Here is a 12,899-nt window from a genome sequence, read left to right as displayed (position 1 = left end):
TTTAGAAATTAAACATCATCTGAATTTTTACTTCTTGTTTTTTATTCGAATTAATTTCATCAAGCCCAGAACCTACAGTGTTTGTGTTTTTAAATAAGGTTATAGAATATTTTGTGTAGAAATTTAAGGTGTTAAAAAGCCTGATTTTTAAGTTTTTGTATAACCTAAGTCCTTGGCCATTGTACATGTTAAATCCACCAGCATGAAGTACATCTTGCTCATATGCATAGATTCTTGAATTGAATGTAGTTTTTAGATAGGCTAATCGGATATTACCTGCAAAGGATTTACCTAATAAATAATTAAAGTCTTGAAGTAAGGCAAATCCGTTTTCTTTTGTTTTTTCTTTGGTATAAGTTGTTAAATAAACACTAGTTTGAAATCCCAGTTTATTGTTTTTATCGTTACTATATTGAAGTTTTAATTGGTTTTTATTGTAATGAGTAACCGCTAAAATATTTGATGGATTTTCCTCATTTTGAGGCTTATAAGTAGATCTAAAATTAAAATGAAATTTAACTAATTTGTTGGGGGTAAAGTAAAAAGAGGATTGATAAGTATGGCCATTATTTGGATTATTTACCCTGTACTTTAGCCATGGAAATTTAAAATCATCTAAGCTAAAAATTAATTTAAATTTTTTATTGAATTGAAAATTTAGGTTGTACAATAATCCAGTTTCATTTTGCGCATTAGTACTTTCGCTTATTGCATTATTGTTGAAAGAATAATAATTAATGGGGTATTTCCTATGAAGTAAACTGAGTGATAAAGTGGAAGATAAATTTATTAATACACCATTTAAATAGGCAAATCCACCAGGCAAGCTTTTAGAAATTTCTCCGAAAACATATAAATTTTTAAGGCTATAACCATATGCTAATCCAGAATTTATTAGGTCGTTTCCATTATAATCATACTGATTGTAAATAGGTTTTGCAGGAATTATAGTATGCTCAAATTTATTGTAATAATTAATCAACGATATATTTAAGTCCTTATTGGTATATCTAATTACATTACCGAATACTTGATTATTTAGAGTGTTTGCATTATTTATTTCATTTTGCGTTCTATGGAGCCCCGAAGTTAAAATATTTGTCGTGAATTTATTGTTTAAAACCGTGTCTATATTAGCGTCTAGATTTCTATTTGAATAAAAGAATGCAGAATTTAAGTTTTTAATAATTCGTAAATCCAACCCAATTCCACGGAAATAATTATACTCATTTACTGAAGTATAAGCTTTTAATCCTGTTTCATTTTTTACAAGACCAATCATTTCTATACTTTTTCCCATGGCAAACCCTGTCCATAGGGTTAAACCTTGACCAAATTGAGTAGTATAATCGCCAATAATTATTTTATTAAACCTATTTAGATTTTGGATAGTAATATTTCCAGAGGTATGATCTAAAATTTTTGATTTAGTGAATAATCGTTCTCCAGGATCTTTTTCTAGGGTTATATTCATCGAAAAATATTTATTTCCAGCGAAACTATAGCGCATTAAAATCTTGTTTTTAGAACCCTGATATTTACTTCCAGAAGTTTTATTATATCCAATTGCCGTTTCTAAAGGGTAGGAATGTCTTATTGAGAGTTTGTGTTGGTTGTTTCTTAAAATGCTATTGAGTTTAAATTCTTCTATTTGAGTGTTTAAAGTAATGTAAGGGAGTATTAAGTTTATATCATCCAGTTGAATATTCTGTATGGATTGGAGCTCAAATAGGTTTACAAACTCACCATTTTTTTCTCTATAATTTAAGATGCTGGAAATCTGTAATGGAGATAAGAAAATTAACTGTTGTAGCTCTTCTCTTGTTGCTTTATTTAGATTTATAGGCTTTTTTCTTAGTTGCTCTAATTGTATGTTAAGATCACTTAAATCAAAGTCTTCATCTTCAATTTCTAATGCATCAATTACTTTTTTCAAAAGCGTGTCTTGGGTTGATGCAGCAGTTAATAAAGGTAAAAGTAAACAAGTAAATAGAAGAAGTTTAAAACGCATAGCTGATCTCGATTTGATGTTGAATTCCTAATTGATTATGGTGACGTAGGGAATTATTTAACCTGAAATTTTTATGTGTTAATCCTAAACCATAATGATGTGTAAAAGGGAAGGTGATGATTCCCATTCTTAAAGCAATTTTTGGATGAACTATATATTCAATACCTCCGCTAAACTGTTTATTTAAATCTTTATCAATTTTAAAGGAAGTGGTTGCCAGTACTTTATCTGTTGGTTGATAGGTTACGCCTAAATGTGTTCTAATAGGGTGCTGACGAACTTGAGATGAGTTTGAAATAGAAAAATTATTAAAGCTAATTCCAAATGCCCACTGATTGTTTAATTGAAATAAACTTCCAAAGTTGAAATTATATGAACGTTGATGAATATGCTGTGGTACTATTGTAGCAGATTGTGCAACTGAAATTCCTAGATTAAAATTTTTAAAACTTCGAGCAAAAGCAATGTTTAAATTACTATTGTTGTATATAGCATTTCCAAATTTACTTGCGGAAAATGAAAGTATATTTCTTTCTTTAAAGGGTACATTTATTAAAGCCGCTTGTGTTGAAATTCCCCAATTTTCTAAATCATATTGGTAATTAATAGCAATTTGAATTGAAGATATAGATACTGCAGATGGATTATGCGCACCATTCCATTCATCTCTCACAGCAGTAAAACTATTTCCTAATGCAGAAATCCGTGAACCTACTTGTCCAAATGCTGAAGAAGCTAAGCAATAAAATAAAATTAAAATCCCATATTTCATTTTGAACTTATTTATATGGGATGATAAATCAAATTTACTAAAATTAATTAATATTTTAAAATAATAACTATTAATTATATCTATCAATACTTTTTAAACCTTAAAAGTTTACTTATGATATCAATTTTGGATGATTAAGCAATTGATTACATTTGTATATGCTAAAAGCAAGTGGTATTTATAAGTCGTACGGGAATTTACCCATTCTTAAAGGAGTAGATTTTGAAGTAAGTAAAGGTGAAATTGTTAGTATTGTAGGTGCTTCTGGAGCAGGTAAAAGTACATTATTACACATTTTAGGAACTTTAGATAATGCTGATAAAGGCAATTTAATTTTAAATAATACAGATATTTCGATTTTATCTGGTCGACAATTAAGTGCTTTTAGAAATCAGAATATTGGTTTTGTTTTCCAATTTCATCATTTATTACCTGAGTTTACTGCATTAGAAAATATTTGTATTCCAGGATTTATGGCGGGCAAATCAGAAAAAGCTATAAAAGCTAAGGCGATAGAACTATTAGAGCTTTTTGGCTTAAAAGATAGGGCTAGTCATAAACCTGCAGAATTATCTGGAGGAGAACAACAAAGAATTTCAGTTGCAAGGGCTTTAATCAATAATCCATCCATTATATTGGCTGATGAGCCATCAGGTAATTTAGATTCCATAAATGCAAATGCATTACATGCTTTATTCTTAAAGCTGAGAGATCAGTTTAATCAAACTTTTGTTATTGTAACTCATAACGATGAGCTAGCAACCATAAGTGATAGAGTTGTAACAATGAAAGACGGTTTAATTATATAAAAATTAAGTGAATATATTAATAACTGCTGGGTTAGGTTTAAAATCCATTAAGCTAGGAAAATTGTTAAAATTGCATTCGGTTACGTTAGCCGATTTTGGTGATTTATCTACAATAAATGTCTCAAATATTACTTTTAAGAGTCTAGGAGAAAAGAATGAAGACTCTTTAGCACATCAATTATTAACGGCTTGTTTAGATGTAAATGCAGACGTGTTGATTCCTTTATATAAAGATGAAATAGAAAGTTGTAAAGTTGCTATTCCATTATTTGAAGAATTTGGTATTCAAGTTGTCATAGCTTCTGAAATAAACATTGATGTTAAGGAATTATCTGTTTTAGTTGATCAGGAAACATTAATTCTTTCAAAAGGAAATGAATTAATATCAGGCAAATTTTTGGAAAGTAAAATGGAGTGTTCTGGAATTTATGTTAAAAATAGTGAAGGAACTCAATTTAAAGCATTTATTTAGTAATGGAAATCGATTTAAGTAAATATAAAGCCATCTGTTTTAATTTAGATAATGTTCTATATCCCGAAAAGGATTATCTATTGCAGGTTTATTACCTATTTGCCCAATTTATGGAATACACTGAGCAAATGGATGCAGCTGCTATTACAGATTTTTTAAAGTATGAGTTTGAAACGAATGGAGCAGAAGAGCTTTTCTCGAAGGTTCAAACTAAGTTTAAAATTCCTGAGAAATATGAGCATAATTTTAATTTATTGCATTGCACAGCTCGTTTACCTTTAAAATTATTGTTGTTTCAATCTTCATTAAGTTTAATGCAGGAGGCAGTAGGAAAGGGCCTAGAGGTTATTGTTTTGGTTGATGGTAATCCGGAAGTTCAGATCAATAAAATAAAGCAAATTGAGTGGAATGGGTTAGAAAAGGATATTAAAATTTATTTTACTGTAGAATTTGGTAAGGATAGGTTATCTGCAAAAAATAATTTAACAGAAGCAATTAATTTAACGACGGATGAGGTTTGTTGGATCGACGTTAAAAATCCTTAAATTTTGAAATTATAGATAAAAATTATATTAAATTAGATTTTTATATCTATCTATAATTTTAAACTAATTTTATGAAATTTAAATATCTATTAATTGGTGTTTTTAGTCTTTTTACAATGTTGGCTTGTAAAAAAACTGAACCAATTATTCCTACAATTTCTCCTAATAATCCAGGAACAAGGGCCGAATTAACTAAGGATTCTATTTATTTATACGCTCAACAAGTTTACTTGTGGAATACAGGTATGCCAACCTATGCCAATTTTAATCCACGTCAATACGCCACAAACGATGATGTTTTAGAAGCAATTATAAATTTAAAAACACCAGGAAAGCCAATCGATAAATATTCATTTATTGATGGAGGAACTACTGCAGCAGCTATTGGTGGTGGGGTTTCAGGCGATTATGGGTTTTCTGTAGTTTTTACTGCTACCGACGATTTAAGGGTGAAATTTGTGTATCCCAATTCTCCAGCGGCTCAAGCAGGAATTGGTAGGGGTGATAGAATTGTAGCTTTTGACGGTCAGAATAATATTGTGGCAAGTAGTCAGACTGTAATAGATGTGCTGAATAAAGGATTATTTGGTAATAGTACCTCTATAACGATGACCGTTAAAAAATTAGATGGTTCTACTAAAGATGCAACCATTATTAGAAAGACATACAATATAAGTCCAATATTATTTAATAAAGTATTTACAGTTGGATCCAAAAAAGTAGGCTATATCGTTTATAATACTTTTACTGCTAATTCTGTTCAAGCTTTAGATGCTGTGTTTTCTAACTTTGCTTCTGAAAATATTACAGAAGTAATTGTAGATCTTAGGTATAATGGAGGAGGATCTGTTTCTACCGCAACAGAATTAACTAACTTAATTGCACCTTCTACTCAAAATGGTAAGGTGATGTTTACCACTTATTTTAATTCAACCATGCAAAGTGGTCAGGCTACTATTTTACAAAATCAGAAATTTAGAGCAAAAGGAAATGATGGGGTTGAAAGAATTTATTCTATGTATGATTATAGTTATGCGCCTACGGTAGCTGCCGGAAATCAGGAAATATTTGCGAAAAGAGGTGCTGCTAATAAAATTACAAGGGCATATTTTTTAGTGACAGGATCAACGGCTTCTGCTAGTGAATTAGTTATTAATAACTTAAAAGCAGTTATGGATGTAAAAGTAATAGGAAGAACTACCTATGGTAAACCTGTAGGATTTTTTGCAATTACGATTGATAAAATTGATTTATATGTGCCTCAATTTCAAACAAAAAACAATTTGAATTTTGGCGATTATTTTGATGGATTTGTACCTGATATTTCTTTAGCAGACGATCTTACAAAGGATTTTGGAGATGTAAACGAACGTTATTTAGCCTATGCACTAAATTATGTTGAAAAAGGCACCTTTACGTTATCATCACTCCAATCAAGAATGTTGAGTTCTTTAACACCTATGCCTTTAGATAAGGAAAATAATTTATCTAAAGTGTTTGATGAGCAAGAGTTTAAAGGAATGATTGAAGATAGACCTAGGTTTAAATTTAAATAAGTCCTTTTAAATTAAAAAAGCCCATTAAGATAAACATAATGGGCTTTTTTTTTACCTTTTTTATAAGGATGCCAATCCTGGTTATTTCATAATTAGTTTACTTTTTAAAGCACTTTGATCTACAGCTAATGCCTTATCCAAATTCTTAACTACGTTTAAAATAGCATTAGAAGCATTGATATAGAATTTTTGGTTAATGGTTTTAAACTCATCAGTTGCTTTATGATAATGTGCATGATCTTCTACACCAAAATAAATAAATGGAATATTCTTCGAATTAAAAGCGCCTTGATCACTTTGGTTGGTCCAATCATCACGTCCTTGTTTCGGATCATCATGTCCAAATAATATTTTTAATTCCGGATTATTGCTTGTAATCAATGGTTTTAATTCAGGGTATTTAAAGGTTCCTACAGCATAAATTTCTCCTTTATCATTGTTACTGATCATATCCATATTAATATTCATTCTAATATCTTCTAATGGAATTGTAGGGGCTTTTACAAATGCATGAGCGCCTTGTAAACCCATTTCTTCTGCATCAAAAGCTACAAATACTAAAGTATGTTTTGGTTTGTTTTTTGCGTAATAGCTGGCAATATGTAATAAGGCTCCCACTCCAGATGCATTGTCGTCTGCTCCGTTAAAAATTTCGTTATTGTTTATGCCAATATGATCGTAATGGGCTGTTATAACGATGGCTTTGTTGGTTGATCCTTTAATCATTCCAACAATATTTTTTCCCTCAATTGGAGTAGTTGAGTTTCTTCTTGTAAATGAAAAATCTTCAATAAATGATGATTTACCATCTAGTTTTTGTAAACCAATTTCATTGAATCTGTTTAAAATATAATTTCTAGCCAGTTCTGCTCCTTTAGTCCCTGTTCTTCTACCTTCAAATTCATCAGAAGATAAGGTCTCAATATCTTTTAATAGTTTTCCTTCTGCATTAAATGCAGTTTCTTTTTTAGTAGTTGCACAGCTGCTTAAAGCAATTAAGGCAACAAATAATAATTTTCTCATTAGCGTTTTACTTGTTGTTTTTAAGGTTTAATAGATGTTTATATTTCTTCGTTGAGTTTTAATAAGAATGCTTTTAATTTTTCTAGTGAAGCTATTACTTTTTGATTTTCGCGAACTTCAGAATTATTGCTCTTTAGATGTTCTTTTGCTCCTTTTAACGTAAATCCTTTTTCATCTACTAAGTGAAAGATAACCTTTAAGTTTTCTATATCAGCTGGAGTAAATAATCTGTTTCCTTTTTTATTTTTTTTGGGTTGTAAAATTTCAAATTCCTTTTCATAAAATCGAATCTGAGAAGCATTAACGCCGAACATTTCGGTTACTTCACCCATGGTATAATACATTTTATTTATTTCTCTTTCCTTGTAAGGCATACTTCTCTCTGAAAATTAATGAGTTACAAATTTTATCTAAAGTATGTAAATGTAGTGCGATTTTAACAAAATCCAATAATAAAATTTTAATTTTGTTGTATGAATACATCAATGACAGCAAAGGAGACTAGGCAAGCATTTTTAGATTTTTTTAAAGAAAAACAACATAAGATTGTGGCTTCGGCACCAATTGTATTAAAAAACGATCCGACATTAATGTTTACCAATGCCGGAATGAATCAGTTTAAAGCTTTTTTTCTCGGTGAATCTGCAATTGTAAATCCTAGAGTTGCTGATACTCAGCGTTGTTTAAGAGTTTCGGGTAAGCATAATGATTTAGAAGAAGTGGGGATAGACACCTATCATCATACTATGTTCGAAATGTTAGGCAACTGGAGCTTTGGTGATTATTTTAAGAAAGAAGCCATTGCTTGGAGTTGGGAATTGCTGACTGAAGTATATAAAATACCAAAAGATAGATTATACGTTTCTGTTTTTGAAGGCGATCCTTCAGAGAATATTCCAATGGATTCAGAAGCTTTTGAATTATGGAAAGCTTTTGTTGATGAAGACCGAATTATTTTAGGTAATAAAAAGGATAACTTCTGGGAAATGGGCGATACTGGTCCATGTGGTCCCTGTTCTGAAATTCACGTAGATTGTAGAACTGATGAAGAACGTGCTGCAGTTAGCGGTAAGGAATTGGTAAATGCCGACCATCCTCAAGTTATTGAGATTTGGAATAATGTATTTATTCAATTTAATCGTTTAAAAGACGGTTCTCTTCAAGTTTTACCAAATAAGCATATTGATACAGGAATGGGTTTTGAGAGATTGGTTCGAGTGCTTCAAAACAAAACTTCTAATTATGATACCGATGTATTTCAACCTTTAATTCAATTTATAGCTACAGCATCCGGAAAAAAATATAATTCTTCTGCAGAACCAGGACACGAAGACTGGCCAGCAGCTGTTGCAATGCGTGTTATGGCCGATCATATTCGTGCTATTTCATTTGTGATTGCAGATGGACAATTGCCTTCTAATAACAAGGCAGGATATGTAATAAGACGTATTTTAAGAAGAGCGGTTAGATATGCTTATACTAATTTAGGCTTTAAAGAACCATTTTTAAATCAGTTGGTTCCCATCTTAGCTGAACAATTTAAGGGTGTTTTTGATGAATTAATAAATCAACAAGATTTTGTTCAAAAAGTAGTTTTAGAAGAAGAAACTTCATTTTTAAGAACGCTTTCTGCTGGATTACAACGTTTCGAAAAATATGAAACAAAAAATAATGTAGTGGATGGTGAATTTGCTTTTGAGTTATCGGATACTTTTGGATTCCCGATAGATTTAACTGAGTTAATGGCAAGAGAAAAGGGGTGGACGGTAGATTTAGCTGGGTTTGAGAAAGCATTGGAAAAGCAAAAATCTAATAGTAGAGCTGCAACATCTATTGATACCGCAGATTGGGTAATTGTTAGCAACGCTGAGCATACTGAATTTGTTGGATATGATAGCTTAAATGCTCAATCTAAAATAATTAAATACCGTAAAATTACAGTTAAGGGAATTACTCAATTTCAGTTGGTTTTAGATGTTACGCCTTTTTATGCAGAGAGTGGGGGCCAGGTTGGCGACAAGGGGTATCTAATTGATGAAAGTGGAAATAAAGTAGCCGAAATTATAGATACAAAGAAGGAAAATGGATTAATTGTACATTTTACTAATGAGCTTCCGCCAGTTATTGATGCATGCTTTACTTCCGTTGTAAATAAACAAAGTAGATTAAATTCTCAGGATAATCACTCAGCAACCCATTTATTGCATGCCGCATTAAAACAAGTGTTGGGTAATCATGTTAATCAAAAAGGATCGTTGGTAAGTCCAACCCAATTAAGATTTGATTTTAGTCATTTTTCTAAAGTAACAGATGAGCAATTAGTTGAGATTGAAAGAATTGTAAATTCTAAGATTAGAGAAAATATACCATTAAAAGAAGAAAGATCTGTTCCATATCAACAAGCAATTGATTCGGGTGTAACGGCCTTATTTGGAGAAAAATATGGTGATTATGTAAGGGTTATAACGTTTGACGACCAATTTAGTAAGGAGCTATGCGGAGGAACGCACGTAAAAGCAACTGGAGAAATTGGTTATTTTAAGATAGTTTCTGAGAGTGCTGTAGCAGCAGGTGTTAGGAGAATTGAAGCTTTAACAGCAGAAAATGCAGTTAATTTTGTGGAAGAACAGTTGGCAGAGATGGCAAAAATTAAAAGTTTGTTCAAAGGTCAACAAGATTTAAGTTCAGTAATTGCACAATTAATGGACGAAAATTCCAACTTGAAAAAGGAGGCAGAAAAATTTGCACTTGAGCAAGCTGAAAAATTAAAACATGAACTAGTTCATCAAATTAAAACCATTAATGGTGTAAATTTTATTGCTAAACATGTTAATTTATCATCGGCCGATGCCGTAAAATCGCTTGCTTTTGGTGTACGTACATTGGTAGATAATTTAGTGTTAGTTTTAACCTCTAATATTGATAATAAGCCAGGAATAACTGTTATGTTGTCTGAGAACCTTTTAGAAAAGGGATTGAATGCAAGTCAGATGGTTAGGGAATTAGGAAAATTAATACAAGGTGGTGGGGGCGGACAACCTTTTTATGCAACAGCAGGAGGTAAAGATAGCGAGGGTTTGCCTAAAGTATTAGAACATGCAGAAAAACTTATTCAATAAAATAGATGCTACATTTCCTGAGTTAACTAATTCTAGTCAATTTGAATTGGTAACAGGGATGGAAATTCATGTTCAATTAAATACAGAAGAAAAGCTATTTAGTTCAGATTTTGCGGCAGCAGGTGGCGAGGCAAATTCGCATCTTTCAATTGTTTCTTTAGGGCTTCCAGGTGCATTACCTGTATTAAATAAACAAGTAATTGAGAAAGCAGTTAGAATTGGACTTGCTTTAAATTGTAAGATTCAGAACTTTAATTCCTTCGATAGGAAAAGTTATTTCTACGCTGATTTACCTAAGGGTTATCAGATAACTCAAGACGAAAACCCAATTTGTGTAGATGGTTATTTAGATGTTAAAAGGGCTGATGGTATTGTTAAGAGAATTAGAATTAATAGAATTCACCTAGAGGAGGATGCAGGAAAGAGTTTGCATGATCAAGATTCAAACTATTCTTATATCGACTTAAATAGGGCAGGAGTGCCATTAATAGAAATTGTAACTGAACCAGATATTAGAACATCTGAGGAAGCCGGACTTATCTTGTCGGAGATAAGAAAATTAATCAGGCATTTAGATGTTAGCGATGGAAATATGGAAGCAGGTAATTTACGTTGCGATGCAAATATTTCTATTAGACCTATTGGGCAAACAGAATATGGAACCCGATGCGAAGTAAAAAATTTAAATTCTATCCGTAATTTAAAAAAGGCAATTGAATTTGAATTTAAGCGGCAGGTAGAACTAAACAATCAAAATATTCCCGTTGTTCAAAGTACTTTAAATTTTGATCCTGAAACTGGAGAAACAAGTCCGATGCGAACTAAGGAGGAAGCAAATGATTATAGATATTTCCCAGACCCAGATTTACCTCCAATATTTATTTCAGACGAATGGTTAAATACCATTAAAGAAAATATGCCCGAATTGCCTTCTGCATTGATAAATAGATTGCACGAAGATTATGGTATATCATTAGAAGATGCAAGCATCTTGGTAAACGCTACTGAAACATTCAAGTTTTTTAATTTAACATTACCTAATGTTTCCCATCCTAAGACGTTAGTGAACTTTTTAAATGGCCCGATTCGTGCTTTGTTAAGTGAGCGTCAAATTGAGATAGATGAATGGCTAATTACACCTAATCAGTTGGCTAAAATCATAAATTTGGTCGACGATAGAAAAATAACTCATCAGTCTGTTTTTCAGGAACTAATTCCTGCGTTAGAAGGTACAACAAAAGACGCAGAGCAATTAGCAATGGAACTTAGTTTATTAGTTTCTAATGATACTCAGGTTTTAGAGACATTGGTAGAGCAAGTGTTGACTAAATATGAGCATCAGGTTGCAGCTTATAAAAAGGGGAAAAAGGGCGTGTTGGGATTGTTTGTGGGTGAAGTTATGAAAGAAGGTAAGGGAAAATTTGATCCCGTAATAGTAAATTCATTAATTATTAAAAAATTAGAAAATGAGAAAAATTAGTCTGTTATTGGTTCTAATTATTGCATTAGCAGGATGCAAGGACAAAACAAAATTTGTGTTGAATGGTAATATTGCAAATGCAGAAAAGGGATCAATGATTTATTTGTATTCATTTGAAAATGCAGAACCTGTTCCTGTTGATAGTACCTTTCTTTCTGATAAAGGGGATTTTATATTTCAACGTGCCGCAGAAAACCCTGAATTATTTAGATTAATATTAGACTATAATGCTTATATGTTTGTCGCTGAAAACGGTGATGAAATTACATTAAAAGCTGATGCAAGTGACATTAATGGCGCCTACACTTTAGAAGGTTCTGATGATGCAAAATATATAAATGAGTTAAACGAGATTAAGAACAAAAACGCCAGTATATTAGAAAAAATTGAAGGCGAGTTTGAGGAAAAAGTAGCCGCTGATCCAGAAAATAGACAATCAATTTTAGATAAATTTTCTCCTAATTACGAAAAAGCTAAACAAACTGAGGATAATGAAATAGTTAAGTTTGCGATGGACAACTATAAATCGTTGGTAAGTTTTTATGCAATTAATTTAATTCGTCAGGATAAAAATGGAGATCAATTAATTGCGTATGCAGATAAAATCAAGGATTTATTTGAAGGTAATAAATTGGTAGATAGTTTTAAATCAAATGCGAATTCGATGAAGCGAATTCAAATTGGTGCGGTTGCTCCAGATTTTGATACTTATACTCCAAGTGGTGAGAAGGTGAGTTTAAATAGCTTTAGAGGTAAATATGTTTTGTTAGAGTTCTGGGCATCTTGGTGCCAGCCTTGTAGAGCAGAAAATCCATCGATAGTAGCGGCTTATAATAAATATAAAGATAAAGGGTTTACAGTTTTTGGAATTTCGATTGATAAAGATAAAGCTGCATGGGTGGAAGCTATTAAAGCAGATGGTTTAACCTGGACCCAAGGGGGCGATGGATTTGGTTTCGAAGGTCCGATTGCTAAATTATATATGTTGCAAGCTACCCCTTCTTCTTTTTTACTGGACAAAGAAGGAAAAATTATTGCGAAAAACCTACGAGGTAATGAATTGGATGCTTTTTTGGCAAAAACCATAAAGTAAAAGTATTTAAATACTTTAT

General features: G+C 31.5%; 11 protein-coding genes. 7 read left to right on the top strand and 4 right to left on the bottom strand.

Going from position 1 to position 12,899, the window contains the following annotated elements:
* Position 1: 1 nt before the first annotated feature.
* Both VRU49_RS10510 and VRU49_RS10505 read right to left on the bottom strand, forming a co-directional pair.
* Positions 2-2,011, bottom strand: a complete 2,010-nt coding sequence (locus VRU49_RS10510; protein ID WP_330146740.1) for a ComEA family DNA-binding protein — start codon at positions 2,009-2,011, stop codon at positions 2-4.
* The gene (locus tag VRU49_RS10505) at positions 2,001-2,783 is read right to left on the bottom strand and encodes a hypothetical protein (protein ID WP_330146739.1); all 783 of its coding nucleotides are present in this window, start codon (positions 2,781-2,783) and stop codon (positions 2,001-2,003) included. Before VRU49_RS10505 ends, VRU49_RS10510 begins: the two co-directional genes overlap by 11 nt.
* Before the next feature lie 158 nt (positions 2,784-2,941).
* Here VRU49_RS10505 and VRU49_RS10500 point away from each other — a divergent pair, with 158 nt between their 5' ends.
* The 4 genes from VRU49_RS10500 to VRU49_RS10485 all read left to right on the top strand — a co-directional run bounded on the left by VRU49_RS10500 (position 2,942) and on the right by VRU49_RS10485 (position 6,165).
* Positions 2,942-3,592 carry an ABC transporter ATP-binding protein gene (locus tag VRU49_RS10500; protein ID WP_330146738.1) on the top strand — a complete coding sequence of 217 codons (651 nt, stop codon included), beginning with the start codon at positions 2,942-2,944 and terminating at the stop codon, positions 3,590-3,592.
* Positions 3,593-3,599: 7 nt separating this feature from the next.
* Complete coding sequence (locus tag VRU49_RS10495) at positions 3,600-4,064, top strand: hypothetical protein (protein ID WP_330146737.1); 465 nt, start codon at positions 3,600-3,602, stop codon at positions 4,062-4,064.
* 2 nt (positions 4,065-4,066) lie between these two features.
* Positions 4,067-4,609, top strand: a complete 543-nt coding sequence (locus VRU49_RS10490) for a haloacid dehalogenase (RefSeq protein ID WP_330146736.1) — start codon at positions 4,067-4,069, stop codon at positions 4,607-4,609.
* 71 nt (positions 4,610-4,680) lie between these two features.
* Entirely contained in the window at positions 4,681-6,165 is a 1,485-nt protein-coding gene (locus VRU49_RS10485) for a S41 family peptidase (protein ID WP_330146735.1), read from the top strand.
* Between the two features lie 81 nt (positions 6,166-6,246).
* Here VRU49_RS10485 and VRU49_RS10480 read toward each other — a convergent pair whose 3' ends face one another.
* Both VRU49_RS10480 and VRU49_RS10475 read right to left on the bottom strand, forming a co-directional pair.
* Entirely contained in the window at positions 6,247-7,188 is a 942-nt protein-coding gene (locus tag VRU49_RS10480; RefSeq protein ID WP_330146734.1) for a M28 family peptidase, read from the bottom strand.
* A 38-nt stretch (positions 7,189-7,226) separates the two neighbouring features.
* Positions 7,227-7,562, bottom strand: a complete 336-nt coding sequence (locus VRU49_RS10475; RefSeq protein ID WP_330146733.1) for a MerR family transcriptional regulator — start codon at positions 7,560-7,562, stop codon at positions 7,227-7,229.
* A 111-nt stretch (positions 7,563-7,673) separates the two neighbouring features.
* On the opposite strand from VRU49_RS10475, the gene alaS reads away from it, so the two are divergent.
* The 3 genes from alaS to VRU49_RS10460 are packed head-to-tail and all read left to right on the top strand — an operon-like array spanning position 7,674 to position 12,880.
* Complete coding sequence (gene alaS, locus VRU49_RS10470) at positions 7,674-10,307, top strand: alanine--tRNA ligase (protein ID WP_330146928.1); 2,634 nt, start codon at positions 7,674-7,676, stop codon at positions 10,305-10,307.
* Positions 10,285-11,787, top strand: a complete 1,503-nt coding sequence (gene gatB / locus VRU49_RS10465; protein WP_330146732.1) for an Asp-tRNA(Asn)/Glu-tRNA(Gln) amidotransferase subunit GatB — start codon at positions 10,285-10,287, stop codon at positions 11,785-11,787. The genes alaS and gatB overlap by 23 nt, the downstream gene beginning before the upstream one ends.
* Positions 11,774-12,880 carry a TlpA disulfide reductase family protein gene (locus tag VRU49_RS10460; protein ID WP_330146731.1) on the top strand — a complete coding sequence of 369 codons (1,107 nt, stop codon included), beginning with the start codon at positions 11,774-11,776 and terminating at the stop codon, positions 12,878-12,880. Before gatB ends, VRU49_RS10460 begins: the two co-directional genes overlap by 14 nt.
* Positions 12,881-12,899 lie beyond the last annotated feature (19 nt).

It is taken from the genome of Pedobacter flavus (assembly GCF_036324285.1).
Taxonomy (GTDB): Bacteria; Bacteroidota; Bacteroidia; order Sphingobacteriales; family Sphingobacteriaceae; genus Pedobacter; species Pedobacter flavus.
This window is presented reverse-complemented; position numbering and strand designations above follow the sequence as displayed.

What these genes read in the sequence shown, in the direction of transcription:
- VRU49_RS10510 (WP_330146740.1), bottom strand. Translation starts at nt 2,011, where the DNA reads ATGCGTTTTAAACTTCTTCTATTTACTTGTTTACTTTTACCTTTATTA.
- VRU49_RS10505 (WP_330146739.1), bottom strand. Translation starts at nt 2,783, where the DNA reads ATGAAATATGGGATTTTAATTTTATTTTATTGCTTAGCTTCTTCAGCA.
- VRU49_RS10500 (WP_330146738.1), top strand. Translation starts at nt 2,942, where the DNA reads ATGCTAAAAGCAAGTGGTATTTATAAGTCGTACGGGAATTTACCCATT.
- VRU49_RS10490 (WP_330146736.1), top strand. Translation starts at nt 4,067, where the DNA reads ATGGAAATCGATTTAAGTAAATATAAAGCCATCTGTTTTAATTTAGAT.
- VRU49_RS10485 (WP_330146735.1), top strand. Translation starts at nt 4,681, where the DNA reads ATGAAATTTAAATATCTATTAATTGGTGTTTTTAGTCTTTTTACAATG.
- VRU49_RS10480 (WP_330146734.1), bottom strand. Translation starts at nt 7,188, where the DNA reads ATGAGAAAATTATTATTTGTTGCCTTAATTGCTTTAAGCAGCTGTGCA.
- VRU49_RS10475 (WP_330146733.1), bottom strand. Translation starts at nt 7,562, where the DNA reads ATGCCTTACAAGGAAAGAGAAATAAATAAAATGTATTATACCATGGGT.
- alaS (WP_330146928.1), top strand. Translation starts at nt 7,674, where the DNA reads ATGACAGCAAAGGAGACTAGGCAAGCATTTTTAGATTTTTTTAAAGAA.
- gatB (WP_330146732.1), top strand. Translation starts at nt 10,285, where the DNA reads ATGCAGAAAAACTTATTCAATAAAATAGATGCTACATTTCCTGAGTTA.
- VRU49_RS10460 (WP_330146731.1), top strand. Translation starts at nt 11,774, where the DNA reads ATGAGAAAAATTAGTCTGTTATTGGTTCTAATTATTGCATTAGCAGGA.